Source organism: Dactylosporangium sp. CS-047395 (assembly GCF_050942185.1).
Classification (GTDB): domain Bacteria; phylum Actinomycetota; class Actinomycetes; order Mycobacteriales; family Micromonosporaceae; genus Dactylosporangium.
This window is the reverse complement of sequence record NZ_CP192015.1, coordinates 10969672-10984830: the sequence shown is the minus strand read 5'-3', so window position 1 is coordinate 10984830 and position 15159 is coordinate 10969672. Positions and strand designations below refer to the sequence as shown.

14 protein-coding genes are annotated in these 15159 nt (G+C 71.5%); 11 read left to right on the top strand and 3 right to left on the bottom strand.

What is annotated here, in order from left to right:
- Positions 1-262 precede the first annotated feature (262 nt).
- The 7 genes from ACQP00_RS51275 (at position 263) to ACQP00_RS51245 (ending at position 6809) form a co-directional block, all read left to right on the top strand.
- Positions 263-1660: a hypothetical protein gene (locus tag ACQP00_RS51275; RefSeq protein ID WP_433211839.1), complete on the top strand. Its 1398-nt coding sequence runs from the start codon at positions 263-265 to the stop codon at positions 1658-1660.
- A 22-nt stretch (positions 1661-1682) separates the two neighbouring features.
- The gene (locus tag ACQP00_RS51270) at positions 1683-3188 is read left to right on the top strand and encodes an NADH-ubiquinone oxidoreductase-F iron-sulfur binding region domain-containing protein (RefSeq protein WP_433211836.1); all 1506 of its coding nucleotides are present in this window, start codon (positions 1683-1685) and stop codon (positions 3186-3188) included.
- Between the two features lie 4 nt (positions 3189-3192).
- A complete protein-coding gene (locus ACQP00_RS51265; protein WP_433211833.1) occupies positions 3193-3783 on the top strand; it encodes a sigma-70 family RNA polymerase sigma factor in 591 nt (196 codons plus the stop codon).
- A 119-nt stretch (positions 3784-3902) separates the two neighbouring features.
- Entirely contained in the window at positions 3903-4550 is a 648-nt protein-coding gene (locus ACQP00_RS51260; RefSeq protein ID WP_433211830.1) for a hypothetical protein, read from the top strand.
- Positions 4550-5455 (top strand): DUF4142 domain-containing protein, encoded by a 906-nt coding sequence (locus tag ACQP00_RS51255; RefSeq protein WP_433211827.1) that lies wholly within the window; start codon positions 4550-4552, stop codon positions 5453-5455. The genes ACQP00_RS51260 and ACQP00_RS51255 overlap by 1 nt, the downstream gene beginning before the upstream one ends.
- 327 nt (positions 5456-5782) lie before the next feature.
- Positions 5783-6346, top strand: coding sequence for a hypothetical protein (locus ACQP00_RS51250; protein ID WP_433211825.1), 564 nt, complete (start codon positions 5783-5785; stop codon positions 6344-6346).
- A gap of 13 nt (positions 6347-6359) precedes the next feature.
- Positions 6360-6809, top strand: a complete 450-nt coding sequence (locus ACQP00_RS51245; RefSeq protein WP_433211822.1) for a hypothetical protein — start codon at positions 6360-6362, stop codon at positions 6807-6809.
- 1 nt (position 6810) lies between these two features.
- On the opposite strand, the gene ACQP00_RS51240 is transcribed toward ACQP00_RS51245, so the two are convergent.
- The 3 genes from ACQP00_RS51240 to ACQP00_RS51230 are packed head-to-tail and all read right to left on the bottom strand — an operon-like array spanning position 6811 to position 9933.
- Entirely contained in the window at positions 6811-8019 is a 1209-nt protein-coding gene (locus ACQP00_RS51240) for an RNA polymerase sigma factor (protein ID WP_433211819.1), read from the bottom strand.
- Positions 8020-8029: 10 nt separating this feature from the next.
- Positions 8030-8677 carry a LysE family translocator gene (locus ACQP00_RS51235; RefSeq protein WP_433211816.1) on the bottom strand — a complete coding sequence of 216 codons (648 nt, stop codon included), beginning with the start codon at positions 8675-8677 and terminating at the stop codon, positions 8030-8032.
- On the bottom strand, positions 8674-9933 hold the full coding sequence (locus ACQP00_RS51230) for an MFS transporter (protein WP_433211813.1): 1260 nt from the start codon (positions 9931-9933) through the stop codon (positions 8674-8676). The genes ACQP00_RS51235 and ACQP00_RS51230 overlap by 4 nt, the downstream gene beginning before the upstream one ends.
- Before the next feature lie 66 nt (positions 9934-9999).
- Here ACQP00_RS51230 and ACQP00_RS51225 point away from each other — a divergent pair, with 66 nt between their 5' ends.
- From ACQP00_RS51225 to ACQP00_RS51210, 4 genes are all read left to right on the top strand, one after another.
- Positions 10000-11004 carry a winged helix-turn-helix domain-containing protein gene (locus tag ACQP00_RS51225; protein ID WP_433211810.1) on the top strand — a complete coding sequence of 335 codons (1005 nt, stop codon included), beginning with the start codon at positions 10000-10002 and terminating at the stop codon, positions 11002-11004.
- 33 nt (positions 11005-11037) lie between these two features.
- A complete protein-coding gene (locus ACQP00_RS51220; RefSeq protein ID WP_433211807.1) occupies positions 11038-11451 on the top strand; it encodes a VOC family protein in 414 nt (137 codons plus the stop codon).
- A 39-nt stretch (positions 11452-11490) separates the two neighbouring features.
- On the top strand, positions 11491-12750 hold the full coding sequence (locus ACQP00_RS51215) for an adenosylmethionine--8-amino-7-oxononanoate transaminase (RefSeq protein ID WP_433211804.1): 1260 nt from the start codon (positions 11491-11493) through the stop codon (positions 12748-12750).
- A 241-nt stretch (positions 12751-12991) separates the two neighbouring features.
- Positions 12992-15016 (top strand): glycosyl hydrolase family 28-related protein, encoded by a 2025-nt coding sequence (locus tag ACQP00_RS51210; protein ID WP_433211801.1) that lies wholly within the window; start codon positions 12992-12994, stop codon positions 15014-15016.
- Positions 15017-15159 lie beyond the last annotated feature (143 nt).

The following is a 15159-nucleotide window of genomic DNA, read 5'->3' as shown; positions in this document are numbered from 1 at the left end:
CGGTGTGTGCACCATGTGCAGGTGATGGCCGACAAACCGGACATTTACCTTCGGAATATGGCCGGTTGGCGTCCCGCGCCGCGTCTCATCGATCAATAAAGAGGTTTAACAGACTTTGAAACAGGCCATGTGGATCATGTTCTGAAGCCTGGTTCGGGCACGATGAAACTTAAATTGACCCATTCCTCAGGCCCTGCCTAGGTTGGTTTCGCCGGGCGGTGAAAACCGTCGGAAACCAGCTCAACAGGATAGAGGAACTGCAATGGTTCAGCCGCACCCGCCGGGCTCCGGTGGGGCCCAGCCACCACGCGGTCGTTCCACACTGGGCGGTTCGCCGTCCGCGGTCAACGTCGGCCTCGTGGTCCTGGCCGCGCTGCTCCTGCTCGGCGTCGTGACCGGCGGCGGGCGCGAGACGATGACCCAGCTGTTCAGTTTCCTGGTCTTCTACTGCGGCGTCTTCACGCTGGTGTCCCTGACGCTGACGGTCATCGTCGGCCTGGTCGCCACTGACCGCATCATGCTCGTGGCGCGGCACCGCGTCTGGGTGCAGTCGGTGCACCGCACGCTCGGCATCGTCGCCATCAGCATGCTCGGCCTGCACATCGCCACCGAGCTGATGGCCGCGCGGGTCAGCGTGTTCGGCGCGCTCGTGCCGTTCACCACCGCGCCGTTCACCATCGGGGCCGGCTCGATCGCGGCGTACCTGATGATCATGGTGATGTGGACCGGCATGGTCCGCGCCCGCTTCGCGCAGACCGGCAAGCCGTGGATGTGGCGGCCGCTGCACGCGACGGCGTACCTGTGCTGGCCCGTCGCGCTCTGGCACGGCCTCAACGCCGGCCGGCCGCCGGCCGTCTGGGTCACCGCCAGCTACCTGCTGCTGGCGTTCCTCACCTTCGTCGCGCTCGGGCTGCGGCTCTCCGTCGAGCGCAACCGCCGGCGCCAGCAGCTCACCGCCGACCGCACCACGACGGAGATCGCGCCGATCGGACGGATCGCGCCGGCGGGGTACGAGCGGCGCACTGCTCCTCGCTCTTCGCGGCGCTTCCAGTGGGACGCACCGCCGGCCGACCAGCTCTGGTCCACTTCGGACAGCAAGGCCGATCTGCGGGCGGACTACCGGCGGGAGGCCGTGGCCGAGGCCGAGCCGGTGACGGCGATTCCGTCCTATGAGGACAGTTTCGTCGAGCCCGTGTTCGAGCCGCCTTACGAGCCCGTCTACGAGCCGGTCGCCGAGCCCGCTCGCGGTGTGGCGACGCCGGTCTACGACGACTACGACCCCTACGCTTCGTACGAGGAGCAGCGCCGCGAAGAGCCTCGCTACGAGGAGCCTCGCTATGAGGAGCCTCGGTACGAGGAGCAGCGCTACGAGGAGCCTCGGTACGAGGAGCCCCGGTACGAGGAGCCGGTCCGGGTCGATGAGGCCGCTCCGATGACCCTGCGCGACCGGTTCGCGGCGCGCCGCGCGGCCGCCGCCGCCGAGGCCGAGGCCCGGCACGCCGACGACGACACCCCCACGCTGGTCAACCTGGACCTGCGCCGCGAGCTGCGCCGCCAGGAGCGCGAGGAGGCCCAGCAGAAGCGGGGCCGCCGACACGCCGCCGCCGAAGAGGACGACGACATCGACTTCTGGAACCGCATGCGGGGCGAGGCCCGATGAGCGAGCTTGCGGAGGTGTCGGCATGAGCGGTCGCCGGGGTGCAACCGCCACCGTCGCGCCCGTGGTGCCGACGGTCCTGTCGATCGGCCCGGCCCGGCTGACCGCCGGTCTCGACCGCGCCGAGCGGCTCGACCTGCGCGCGCACCAGCAGGTGCACGGCCCGATCGGCCCGCTGAACCTGCGGGGCCTGCTCGAGCTGGCCGAGGACATCCGGCTCACCGGGCGCGGCGGCGCCGGCTTCCCGTTCCACAAAAAGGTCAAGGCCGTCGCCGACGCGGTCGAGCGGCGCATGCTCGCGCCGTTCGTCGTGGTCAACGCGACCGAGGGCGAGCCCGCGGCGTGGAAGGACAAGGTCCTGCTCACCCGCGCGCCGCACCTGATCCTCGACGGCGCCGCGCTCGTCGCGTGGGCGCTGCGCGCGGTGGAGATCGTGCTGTGCGTGGCCGACGACGGCGTGGGCGAGCGCTCGCTGCTCAACGCGCTCGCCGAGCGGGACATGCCGGTCCCCTCCCGCGTGGTGCGCGTGCCGCACCGGTTCATCTCCGGCGAGGGCGGCGCGCTGGTGCAGGGCATCAACGGCTTCCCGCACATCCCGCCGGGCATCAAGCGCCGCGCGGCCGAGTCCGGGGTGGAGGGGCAGCCGACGCTGCTGTCCAACGCGGAGACGTTCGCGCAGCTGGCGATCGCGGCCCGGGTCGGGCCGCGGCGGTACTGCGACGTCGGCGACGCGGACAACAAGGAGCCGGGCACGGTCCTGCTCAGCGTCACCGGCAGCGCCCGGCACCCGGCCGTCGTCGAGTGCCCCACCGGCACGCCGCTGGAGGAGGTGCTCGACCTGTGCGCGGTCCCGGCCGGCCCGGCCGTGCTCACCGGCGGCTTCCACGGCCGCTGGCTGGACATGAACGCCGCGTCGCGGGCCGTGGTCTCGCGCGCCGGGATGAAGGCGGTCGGCGGCGCGCTCGGGGCCGGGATCATCCTGCCGCTGGGGCCGGAGACGTGCCCGGTCGGCGAGGTGGCGCGGGTCGTGCGGTATCTCGCGGCCGAGTCGGCGGGCCAGTGCGGCCCGTGCCGGCTGGGCCTGCCGGACCTGGCGCGCGCGGTCGAGGGGCTGGCCACGGGGTCCGGGGATCCGGCCGTGGTGCGCGCGGCGGCCGCCGGGGTCAAGGGGCGCGGGGCTTGCAGTCATCCCGACGGTACGGCCGGATTCGCCACCTCTGCTCTGGAAGTCTTCGCCGACGATCTCGCCCGCCACGCCCGCTCCGGCGACTGCGGACGCTCGGTCGCCGGAGTGCTGCCGGTGCCCACCGCCCGCGACGAGGGCGGCACGCGCCGGCTGCACGTCGACTGGTCCCGCTGCGACGGCCACGGACTGTGCGCCGACGTGGCTCCGGACCTCATCAAGCTGGACGGCAACGGCTATCCGGCCTTCATGGACGCACCCGTGCCGGTGCGGCTCGAACCCGTTGCCGCGCAAGCGGTGGCGATGTGTCCGGCACTCGCGCTGCGCATGGCTGCCCCGAAACGGTGACGTGATGATCGAGGCGTACGGAAACCGCACCCAACGGCACTCGGCCGGACCCCGCGATGCCGACGACGAACTGCTCGTCGCGCTGTACCGCGAGCACGCCGACGCCCTGCTGCGCTTCGTCGCGCGGCTGACCGGCGGCGACCGGCAGCGGGCGGAGGACATCGTGCAGGAGACCCTGCTGCGGGCCTGGCGCAACGCCGACCGGTTCGACCACACCGCGGTCGGCTCGCTGCGGCCGTGGCTGTTCACCGTCGCCCGCCGGATCGCCATCGACGAGCATCGCAGCGCGAGCGCTCGGGCGGGCGAGACCTACGGGCAGGACCTGGACGAGCTGTGGCTGGCCGATCTCGCGCAGTCGGACGAGACCGAGCGGGTGCTGGCCAACATGGTCGTGATGGACGCGTTGCGCAGCCTGAGCCGGGCGCACCGGGAGATCCTGGTGGAGACCTACCTGCGTGACCGCACCGTCAACGAGGTCGCGGAGCTGCTCGGGCTGCCGCTGGGAACGGCCAAGTCGCGTGTGTACTACGCGCTGCGTTCCCTCCGGGCCGCGATGGACGCCCGCACCGGTACTACGGATCGCGGCGCCCGGTAGTTCGACTTCCCGGGCACTAATGTTTGTGAATTTGTCCACTTTGGATCCTTCAGTCTCCGGGCCCGCCGGCATCCGTACCACTTGGCGGAACACGGAAAACGCCAACCGAGGAGGAACCAGTGGCAGCAACCAGGCTCACCGCCACCGTGGCCGGCTGTGCCGCGGCGGCGGCCGCGCTGGCCGCCCTGACCGCGTGCGCGCCCCCCGGCGCGAACACCGAGAACACCGCCGACACGGCCGCCCAGGCCGACGCGCCCCTGGTCGAGGTGGGCGCCGGCTCGAGCCTCGCGCCGGTGGCCACGCCGCCCGCGGCTCCGCTGACCACTGAACTCAAGGCCGCCTCGATCCCGAAGATGGGCAAGGTCGTCACGGATCAGGAAGGCTGGGTGCTGTACCGGTTCGACAAGGACACGGCCAAGCCCCCGAAGTCCAACTGCGCCGACAAGTGCGCGCAGGTCTGGCCGCCCGCCCTGACCGACGGCAACCCAAACCTCACCGGCGTCGACCCGTCCGTGGTCGGCACCGTGACCCGCGACGACGGCTCCCGCCAGATCACGCTGGCCGGCTGGCCCGTGTACCGCTACATCGGCGACCCGAAGCCCGGCGCCTGGAAGGGCCAGAACGTCGGCGGCGTCTGGTTCGTCGTGGCTCCCGACGGCAAGAAGAACCTCACCTGCCTGCCCACGCCGGCCCCGACCGCGGTGCAGCCCCCGGCCGCGACTGCCGCGCCCACCGGCAACGGTGACGGCGGAACCGGCGGCTACTGATGTACACCGTCGAGCCTGACGGCGCTGGAGCCCGGCCGTGGCCGCGCCGCCGCACGTGGCCCTGGTGGCTGCTGATCGTTGCGGCCGTCGGCGTGATCCTGGCCGTGCCCAACCTGCGCACTGCCCTGACCGGTGGTCAGGCGGGCTCGGCGGGTGCTGCTGGCGGTGCGCAGCAGAACGGATACGCCCCGGCGGGTGCGGCCACGAACCCGGTGCAGGTCGCCGCGACCGGGCCGCAGCCGACCGGGACCGCCCTGCCGGCGGGCTGGACGATGACCAGCGCCGGCCCGCTCGGCCCGGTCGACCGCGAGTTCCTGACGAAGGTGCGCCAGGCCGGGCTCTGGGAGGGTCCGGCCGGCGAGATGGCCCAGACCCGCGCCGGCGACGAGCGGGTCAAGGAGGTCGGCCGGCAGCTCGCCACCGACCACAAGGGCCTCGACCAGCAGGTGCGGCAGATTTCGGCGCAGCTCGGGGTACAACTGCCGAACAAGCCCAGTGATGAGCAGCAGGGCTGGCTCAACGAGATGGAGCCGCAGACCGGCTCGACGTTCGACGACATCTTCGCGAACCGTCTCCGGGCCGCGCACGGCAAGGTCTTCGCGCTCGTGTCCCAGATCCGCTCCGGCACGCGCAACGAGCTCGTGCGCACCTTCGCGCAGACCGCGGTCAGCGTCGTGATGAAGCACATGACGCTGCTGGAGAGCATCGGCAACGTCAACTTCGGGGCGCTGCCCGAGCCCGCCGGTGCCGCCGCCCCCACCACCAAGGCCAACAACAGCACGCCCGCGGTCCCCATCCAGCCCGACGCCGTCTGGGCGGTGGGTGGCCTGGCTCTCGCGATCGGTGCCTTCGCCGCGTTCCGCATCTTCCGCGGTACGCGTGGGCGCCGGCGAGCCGCGTACTAGGTTCCTGTTCCCCTCTGTGACCTCGGCGTCGTCGGGTGCGAGGAAGGCCTCGACGGCGCCGAGCCCATTGCTGTCCCGTTACGGTCTGTTGCTTCCTCGCATCGACTGTTATCGTGCGCTAGGCCCTGTCCTGCCGAGCTTGTCGAGCCGAGACGGAGTCCAGATTTCGGCTGCGTGCGCAGCGCGGGAGGTCGGTTACCGGGTTGTAACTGGCCTTCCGCGATGTGTGCGCAGCCGGAATCTGGGCCCGGTGCAGGCCGGCAAGCTCGGCAGGACAGGGCCTAGGCCCAAGGGCGGGCCGGTTGCCACGCATACGGGGAGGACGCGGTGACCTACGGGGGGAGCACTCTGCCTACGGGCGAGGTGCCGGCTGATGTGAGCCAGGCCGCACAGGCTCGCGGGTTCGGCCCGCTCTTGAGCGTTCGGCAGTTGGCCAACGCGCGCAACAGGTTCCTGCTGTGGCTGGTGATCGCGGCCGGGTGTCTCGGCCTGCTGATCGGGATCAGCTATCTGGGCAGCAAGATGAGCGTGTTCGACGCCATGTACTCGGTGGTCCGCTTCATTGGCCTGTTCTTCTGCTTCGGCATGGTCTTCGCCATCGTCACGGCGATCCGGACGATCGTGGTCGGCAACCGGTCCTACTTCGTATTCGGCGAGGGCTTCGTCTACCGCCACAACGGCAAGGTCCAGGCCTTCTCCTGGCCCGAGATCACCGGCATGCAGTCGGTCCTGGGCAAGCGCGGCGACGCCGCCGGCAAGCTCAGCCACTACAACCTGCTGGCCGAGGGCGGCACGTCCATCATGATCCCGATCGCTATCGTCGACGGGCGGGACGAGTTTCTTGATCACCTCATGGCGGCGCTGAACCGCCATGGTCGACCGATTTCCTGACGGGGACAGAGTCATGCAGCCTGGATACGATCCTTCTTCGCAGGGGCAGCCGCCCGCGTACGGGCAGCCTTACGGCCAGCCCGGCCAGCAGCAGCCTTACGGCCAGCAGCCTTACCAGGCGCCGCCGCCGGCCGCGCCGCCCTATCCGCAGAGCGGGCCGCCGCAGGCTCCTTATGGCCAGCCCGGTCAGCAGCAGCCTTACGGTCAGCAGCCCTATGGTCAGCCAGGTCAGCAGCAGCCGCACTACATGCAGGTGCAGCAGTCCCCGGAGGCCAAGAGCGCGCTCGCCTCGAAGGGCCAGCGGGACATCATCTTCGGCCTGATCTGGATCGCGGCCGGCATCGCCATCACGGTGTGCACCTACGCGGCGGACATCCCCGTGTACGTGGTCGCCTGGGGCCCCATCATCTGGGGCGTCATCCAGGTGGTCCGCGGCGTCATCAACATGGCCCGCGGCCGCTGACTCAGCCGGGCAGCGCCGCCGCCTTCCGCTCGAGGTACCGCTGCTCCGGAACGCTGGTGGTGCGCTTGGCGGCCAGCGCGTACCACTCGCGCGCCTCGTGGAGCGACCCGGCCATCTCCAGCAGGTGCGCGCGCACCGCGGCCAGGCGGTGGTGGCCGGCCATCCGCTCGTCCGCGTCCAGCGTCGCCAGCAGCTCCAGCCCGGCGTGCGGTCCCCGGGCCATGGCCATCGCCACGGCGTGGTTCAACGTGACCATGGGGTTCGGCGCCACCCGGTTCAGCAGCTGATAGAGCACCACGATCTGCGGCCAGTCGGTGCCCGCGGCATCACCGGCCTCGTCGTGCACCGCGGCGATGGCGGCCTGCAGCTGATAGGGGCCGGCCGGCCCGCGCGGCAGCGTGCGGGTGATCAGCGCCGTCCCCTCGTCGATCATCGCCCGCACCCACCGCGACCGGTCCTGCTCCGCCAGGGGCACCAGCGTCCCGTCGGGGAGCGTCCGGGCCGGCCGCCGGGCATCGGTGAGCAGCATGAGCGCCAGCAGCCCGGCCACCTCGCCGTCGTCGGGCAGCACCCGATGCACCTCCCGGGTGAGCCGGATGGCCTCGGCGGTCAGGTCACTGCGCGACAACTCCGCCCCGGAGCTGGCGGTGTAGCCCTCGTTGAAGATCAGGTACAGGACGTGGAGTACCACCTCGAGCCGGGCCTGCCGCTCCTCGTCGGGCGGCGGCCCGAAACGCGCTCCGGCGGCCTTGATCTTCGCCTTGGCCCGGCTGATCCGCTGCGCCATGGTGGCCTCGGGCACGAAGAACGCACTGGCGATCTCGGCCGTGGTGAGCCCGCCCACCGCCCGCAGCGTCAACGCGAGCTGCGAGGCCGCCGACAGCGCCGGATGGCAGCAGAGGAACAGCAACGTCAGCGTGTCGTCCCGCTCGGACACCGCCTCGGCCGGCTCCGGCTCGAGCGCGGCGACGGCCTGCTCCCGCCGCCGCCGGGCATCCTCCGACCGGAACTGGTCGGTCAACCGCCGGACGGCCACGGTGATGAGCCACCCGCGCGGATTGCCGGGCACCCCCTCGGCCGGCCACTGCACCGCCGCCGCGAGCAGCGCCTCCTGGACGGCGTCCTCACAGGCGTCGAACTGCCCGTAGCGCCGGACCAACACGCCCAGCACCTGTGGCGCCAGCGCGCGAAGCTCCTCCTCGACCGTCACCTCACCATCTCTACACCACGACTCCCGGGCGGGCCCTGTCCGTGGCCAGCTTGACGGCGATCAGCCCGAGCAGCGTCCCGGTCACGTACCGCTGGACCCGCAACCACGTCGGCCGGCGGGCCAGGAAGGCGGCGATCGTCCCCGCGGCGCAGACGATCGCGGTGTTCACCAGCATGCTGACGGCGATCTGGATGCCGCCCAGCGCGAAGGCCTGGACGACCAGATGGCCCGCCCGGACGTCGACGAACTGCGGGATCAGCGAGGCGTACATGATGGCCGCCTTCGGGTTGAGCAGGTTGGTCATCAGCCCCATCGCGAACAGCCGCCGGTTCGAGTCCGGCGGCAGCTCGACCGGCGCGAAGACCGACGTGCCACCCGGGCGGACCGCCTGCCAGGCCAGGTACGCCAGGTACGCGGCGCCGGCCAGCTTCACCGTCGTGTAGAGGGCCGGCACCGCGGTGAAGACCACCGAGAGCCCGGTCGCCGCCAGCGCGAGATACACCAGGAAGCCCACCGCGACGCCGCCCAACGAGGTCAGGCCGGCCCGGCGGCCCTGGGCGATGCTGCGCGAGACCAGGTACATCATGTTCGGCCCCGGGGTCAGCACCATGCCCAGCGCCACGAGTGCCACGCCCGCCGCCGCGCCAAGAGAGATCATGCACCCCACGATGACCCCGAGCCACGGCCACCGTGAACGGCCAATCCGGAACCACTGGCGGCGGTTCGGGCGGTCCAGGCGGTCCGAGCGGTCCGGGCGGTCAGCGCGGTCAGCAGGGTCGCCGCGCCCAGCAGGGCGATGACCAGCGCCGGGCGCATCGACTCGGCCAGCAGGCCGGCCACCGCCGGCAGCAGGCCCTGCGCGGTCATCAGACCCGTGCTCAGCAGGCCGAACGCCTGGCCGCGACCCTCGGCCGGCAGCGCATCGCGGAACGCGGCCTGGACGCCCAGCGCGTAGGCGAAGCCGAAGCCGACCACCACCAGGGCGGCCGCCAGGATCGGCCACGACGGCCCGCCCGGGAGCGCGAAGACCAGGCAGGGCAGCCCCATGAGCGCAATCAGCGACGGGACCAGGCGCTCGCGGCGCGGAGGGGCCAGCAGCCGGCCGACCACGAGATTGCCGGCGACCATGCCGACCGGGATCGCGGCCAGCAGCCAGCCCGCGACACCCGGGGCGAAGCCGCGCTGGGCGGCGAACGGGACCATCAGGGCCTCCGCGCCGGTGATGAAGGCGGGCGGCAGCCATTGGACCAGCAGCAGCCGCCGTACCGTGCGATCCCGCACCAGGACCGCGTTGCCGCGCCAGCTGGCGGCGGCGATTCCGCCACGCACGGGGCGTACCACGGAAGCCTCTGGAAGTGACAGCCTGGTCCAGGCGGCGGCGATCAGGTGCCCCAGGGCGGCCAGGAACATCGCGTTGCGGCCGCCGATGGTGGCCACCGCCACGCCCGCCGCGGCCAGGCCCAGCAGCTGGGCCAGCGAGGAGGCGACGCCGGCCAGGGAGCGGCCCAGCACGTAGGCGTCGCCGGTGAGGGCGTCGGCGATCAGGGCGTTCTGCGCGCCCATGAAGACCGGGGTGAGCAGGGCGGCCGCGGCGACGAGCAGCAGCGCGGCCCAGACCGGAAGCGGAACGGCCGCCAGCACCACGGCCACGGCGGCCTCGGCCAGGTAGCCCAGGACGATCAGGCGGCGGGGGCGGATGCGGTCGGCCAGCGCGCCCAGCACGCTGGCCCCGATCAGCTGGGGCAGGAAGCCGATGCCGTACGCGAGGGCGGCCAGGGCGGGGGAGTCCGTGGCGGCGTACACGAGCAGGGACAGCGCGACGATGCGCAGGGTGTCCGCGAGGATGCTCAAGGTCCGGGTCCCGAACAGGACGCGGAAGGTGTCGTCGCGCAGCACGGACGTGTACGTCGTCATGCCTGTCAGCCTCGCGAGGGACGCGATCGCGGGGCACTGATTCGTCCCTGGACGTAAGGTCGAGCCATGCTCCGGCTCGAGGTCGCCGCCGAGGACCTGCTGCACACGCGGTTCGCGGTGTCGCCCCTCTTCGAGCTGGGCGGGCTGCTGCGGCGGCTGGCCGGGCTGGGGTCGCCGGGGCCGTTCGCGCGGCTGCGGCCCGAGTACGCGCGGCTGCGGCGCGAGACCGAGCTCGATGCCGTGGTGGCGTTGCACACCGCGCGGTACGGGGCCGACTTCGTTGGTCCGCCGCCCGCCGGGATGCAGCAGACGGTGCAGGACGACCTCGCCGCCGTCCGGGCCACGCCGCTGGAGGTGGCGCGGCGGGAGATCGCGCGGGCGCTGGCCGAGGGGCCCCGGCCCGATGCGGCCGTCCTCGCGACCCTCCAGGCCGACGACGTGGTGGAGCGGCTGGCCCGGGCGCTGGAGACGGCCTGGACGGTGCTGCTCGCGCCGGACTGGCCGCAGCTGCGGGCGATCTGCGAGACCGACGTGGTCCATCGCGCCGGGCGGCTCGGGGAGGGTGGCTGGGCCGCCGCCTTCGCGGGCCTGCATCGGCGGGTCCGGTGGCACGACGGCGCGATCGAGTTCGCCGCCCCGGCGCAACTGCCAGGAGCGGATCCGGGTGTACGGACAGTGCCCTCCGACGGCGCCGGCCTGCTGCTGGTGCCCTCGGCGTTGATCTGGCCGGGTGTGGGCGCGTACATGGACCCGCCGTGGCGGCGCGCGCTGGTGTACCCGGCCCGCGGCGTCGGCGCGCTCTGGGAGGGTGCACCGGCCGGCGGCGAGGCGCTCGGCGAGCTGGTCGGGCGGTCGCGGGCCCGGCTGCTGCTCGCGCTGGAGGAGCCGGCCAGCACCACCCAGCTGGCGGCCGGGCTCGGGCTCGCCGTGGGCGCGGTCGGCGATCACCTGGCGGTCCTGCGCCGCAGCGGGCTGGTCCGCTCGGCCCGCGCCGGGCGGTCCGTCCTCTACCGTCGCACCGCCCTCGGAGATGCCCTCGCGGCCCAGCATTCCGCACTAGGCTCGCCCTAGCGCGAACCGTCACAACGACCAAGGGAGTTTGCTGTGGCTTCGAGGCTCAACCCGTACATCAACTTCCGGGGCAACGCCCGTCAGGCGCTCGAGTTCTACCAGAGCGTGTTCGGCGGCGAGCTGCGCATGAACACCTTCGGCGAGTTCGGCTCGGACGACGCCGCCATCGCCGACCAGATCATGCACGGACAGCTGGAGAGCGCCGGCGGATACACGCTGATGGCCTCCGACACGCCGCCCAACATGACGCTCAACCCCGGCGATCACATCACGATCAGCCTCAGCGGGACCGACGCCGCCGAGCTTCGGGGGTACTGGGACAAGCTCGCCGCCAGCGGCAAGGTGTCGATGCCACTGGAGAAGCAGATGTGGGGCGACGAGTTCGGCTCGCTCGTCGACCAGTTCGGGATCCAGTGGATGGTGAACATCACGCAGCCGCAGGGCTGACCGGCAGTACCGGCGAGGCCTGCGCTTATGGTCTTGAACATGGCGCTCGAGGACCTCGACCGTGAGCACGTCTGGCACCCGTATGCGCCGATGCCGGCGAGCCGGCCGCCGCTGGTGGTCTCGTCGGCATCGGGCGTCCGGCTGCGGCTGGCCGACGGTCGCGAGCTCGTCGACGGGATGTCCTCGTGGTGGGCGGCGATCCACGGGTACCGGCACCCGGTCCTCGACGCCGCCGTGCACGACCAGCTGGGGCGGATGAGCCACGTCATGTTCGGCGGGCTGACCCACGAGCCCGCGGTGCGCCTGGCCAAGACCCTGGTCGACATCACGCCCGACCCGCTGCGGCACGTGTTCCTGTCCGACTCCGGTTCGGTGGCGGTCGAGGTCGCGATCAAGATGTGTCTGCAGTACCACCTGTCGCTCGGCCGCCCCCGCAAACGCCGGATGCTCACGTGGCGCGGCGGCTACCACGGCGACACGTTCCACCCGATGTCGGTGACCGACCCCGACGGCGGGATGCACAGCCTGTGGCGCGGCGTGCTGCCGGAGCAGGTCTTCGTGCCGATGCCCCCGGTGGACTTCGACGCCGGCTACGTCGACGAGATCGCGAAGATCCTGCGCGAGCACGCGGACGAGATCGCCGGGATCATCGTCGAGCCGGTCGTGCAGGGCGCGGGCGGGATGCGCTTCCACAGCCCCCGCTATCTGACCGCGCTGCGCGAACTGGCCGACGAGCACGACGTCCTGCTCGTGTTCGACGAGATCGCGACCGGCTTCGGGCGCACCGGCGCATTGTTCGCGGCCGATCTGGCCGGCGTCGCGCCCGACGTCATGTGCGTCGGCAAAGCCATGACCGGTGGGTACCTCTCGATGGGCGCGACCCTGTGCGCTCCCCGGGTCGCGCAGGGGATCAGCCGCGGGGAGACTCCGGTGCTCGCGCACGGCCCGACGTTCATGGGCAACCCGCTGGCCTCGGCGGTCGCGAACGCCTCGATCGAACTGCTGCTGGCCGGCGACTGGGCCGGCACCGTGCGGCGGATCGAGTCCGGGCTCCGCGCGGGGCTGGAGCCGGCCCGGACCGTGCCCGGCGTGCGGGACGTGCGCGTGCTCGGCGCGATCGGCGTCGTGCAGCTCGACCACGAGGTCGACATGGCCGTGGCGACCGACGCGGCGGTGGCGCACGGGGTCTGGCTGCGGCCCTTCCGCGACCTGGTCTACACGATGCCGCCGTACGTCACGAGCGACCTCGATCTCGCCGGCATCTGCGCGGCCGTGGTGGCCGCGGCGGCAGTCGCGTAGGCCCCGCACTCGGTCCAATTCGGACAACGCGCCGTGCAAGAAGGCGGCAGTGTTACGCAAATATGTCGCAAGACCTTGTGCAAGGGGCTGCGGCCGCCCTAATGTCACCTCACCTCATGGCGTCCGCTCCCACCCCGCCTCGAGCGTCGAGGTGCACCACCCCAATCACCTGCGCTCGAACGTTCCGCCAACTCGATGCATCTGGGTGCGCGCTGCCAACCCGAGAGAAACGAGTCAATCGATGTCACGGAGCACCACAGGATTACCATCGCGGTGGTCCGCGGCGGCGACCGCGGCCGCCGTCGGCCTCGGGCTCATCGTCGCCGGTGGCACCACCGCCTTCGCCGCGTCGGCCTCGCCGGTGACGCGGGCGGGCCTGGACCCCGCGCTGGTCGCGGGCCGGGGCGCCAACGTCGGCTTCGCCGAGCAGGAGGCGGAGAAGGCCCAGACCAACGGGGTGGTCATCGGCCCGGACCGCACGGCGTACACGCTGCCGGCGGAGGCCTCCGGCCGGTCGGCGGTCAAGCTCACGCCCGGGCAATACGTGGAGTTCACGCTGCCCAGCGCGGCCAACGCGATCAACGTCCGGTACAGCATTCCGGACGCGCCGAACGGCGGCGGCATCACCGCGCCGCTGGACGTGACGGTCAACGGCAAGTCCAAGCAGACGATGACGCTGACCTCGCAGTATTCCTGGCTGTACAACCAGTACCCGTTCTCCAACGATCCCAATGCGGACCTGCTGCACGCCGACTGGTGGATCACCGAGTGCGCCTGCGTCCCGGCCGCGACCTCGCCGGCGCCGCAGATCACCAAGCCGTTCCGGCCGTTCCACTTCTACGACGAGCAGCGGCTGCTGCTCGGCAAGACGTACAAGGCGGGCGACAAGGTCCGGCTCACGGTTCCGGCCGGCAGCAAGGCCGCCTGGACCGCGATCGACCTGCTCGACTCGCAGGTCGTCGGCAGCCCGAAGCTCAACCTGATCGCGTCGAACGTGCTGTTCTTCGGCGCCGACCCGACCGGCAAGCGCGACTCCGCGGACGCGTTCGACATGGCGATCGCGTTCGCCAAGTGGACGCACCTCAAGGTGTACGTGCCGCCGGGCACGTACCAGGTGAACCGGCACATCATCGTGGACAACGTCACGATCGAGGGCGCCGGCGCGTGGTACACGATCATCAAGGGCCACGAGGTCGCGCTCAGCGAGCCCGCGCCGGACAACTCGGTCCACACCGGGGTCGGCTTCTACGGCAAGTACGCCAAGGACGGCGGCAGCCGCAACGTGCACCTGTCGGGCTTCTCGATCATCGGTGACGTGCGCGAGCGCATCGACACCGACCAGGTCAACGGCATCGGCGGGGCCATGTCGGACTCGACCATCGACGGGCTGTACATCCAGCACACCAAGGTCGGCCTCTGGTTCGACGGGCCGATGAACAACACCAAGGTCACCAACACCACGGTCGTCGACCAGATCGCCGACGGCATCAACTTCCACACCGGCGTCACCAACTCGTCCGTGTCGAACAGCTTCTTCCGCAACACGGGCGACGACGCGATGGCGATGTGGGCGGAGACGACCACCAACGCCAACAACACGTTCGACCACAACACCGTGCAGACCCCGACGCTGGCCAACGGCATCGCGATCTACGGCGGCAAGGACATCACCGTCTCGAACAACCTCGTCGCGGACCCGATCCGCGAGGGCAGCGCGCTGCACCTGGGCACCCGCTTCGGCGCCCAGCCGTTCGCCGGGACGATCAACGTCACCAACAACACCACGGTCCGGGCCGGGACCTACGAGCTCAACTGGAACATCGGCCTGGGCGCGATCTGGCTGTACGCGCTCGAGAAGAACATGGACGCCAACATCCAGGTCGTCGGGGACAACTTCCTCGACAACACCTACAACGCGATCATGCTGGTCGTGGACTTCCCGGTGAAGGACCAGTACTCGATCACGAACGTCCACTTCAAGGACATCAAGGTCGACGGCACCGGCACCTCGGTCGTCTCGGCCCGCGTGGCCGGCTCGGCCACCTTCGAGAACGTCGACGCCCGCAACGTCGGGGCGGTCGGCGTGAACAACTGCGGCTCGTTCCACTTCACCCCGGCCGGTTCGGAGTTCTCCCTGACCGACCTGGGCGGCAACGACGGCGGCGGCACCACGGGCCCTTGGCTGGCGCCGTGGGAGCTGCCGAACACGATCACGTGCGACGACCGCCCGCCGGTCGTGGTGCCCCCGGCTCCGCAGCCCTGGTAGTCATGCGGCCCCGGTAGTGATCACCTGAAACTGAGGTGCCCCCGCCTGCTTCTCAGCGGCGGGGGCACTTCGTTTTTCCCTGGGTGCCGCGCGTCTTCCGGGTCCGCGCGTCTTCCGGCGTGGCTGCGCGGCTGCGTGGCTGC

Excerpts from the sequence above, each read along its gene's own strand:
- ACQP00_RS51265 (WP_433211833.1), top strand. The coding sequence starts at position 3,193 with ATGATCGAGGCGTACGGAAACCGCACCCAACGGCACTCGGCCGGACCC.
- ACQP00_RS51215 (WP_433211804.1), top strand. The coding sequence starts at position 11,491 with ATGGCGCTCGAGGACCTCGACCGTGAGCACGTCTGGCACCCGTATGCG.
- ACQP00_RS51255 (WP_433211827.1), top strand. The coding sequence starts at position 4,550 with ATGTACACCGTCGAGCCTGACGGCGCTGGAGCCCGGCCGTGGCCGCGC.
- ACQP00_RS51210 (WP_433211801.1), top strand. The coding sequence starts at position 12,992 with ATGTCACGGAGCACCACAGGATTACCATCGCGGTGGTCCGCGGCGGCG.
- ACQP00_RS51245 (WP_433211822.1), top strand. The coding sequence starts at position 6,360 with ATGCAGCCTGGATACGATCCTTCTTCGCAGGGGCAGCCGCCCGCGTAC.
- ACQP00_RS51230 (WP_433211813.1), bottom strand. The coding sequence starts at position 9,933 with ATGACGACGTACACGTCCGTGCTGCGCGACGACACCTTCCGCGTCCTG.
- ACQP00_RS51225 (WP_433211810.1), top strand. The coding sequence starts at position 10,000 with ATGCTCCGGCTCGAGGTCGCCGCCGAGGACCTGCTGCACACGCGGTTC.
- ACQP00_RS51235 (WP_433211816.1), bottom strand. The coding sequence starts at position 8,677 with ATGATCTCTCTTGGCGCGGCGGCGGGCGTGGCACTCGTGGCGCTGGGC.
- ACQP00_RS51270 (WP_433211836.1), top strand. The coding sequence starts at position 1,683 with ATGAGCGGTCGCCGGGGTGCAACCGCCACCGTCGCGCCCGTGGTGCCG.
- ACQP00_RS51275 (WP_433211839.1), top strand. The coding sequence starts at position 263 with ATGGTTCAGCCGCACCCGCCGGGCTCCGGTGGGGCCCAGCCACCACGC.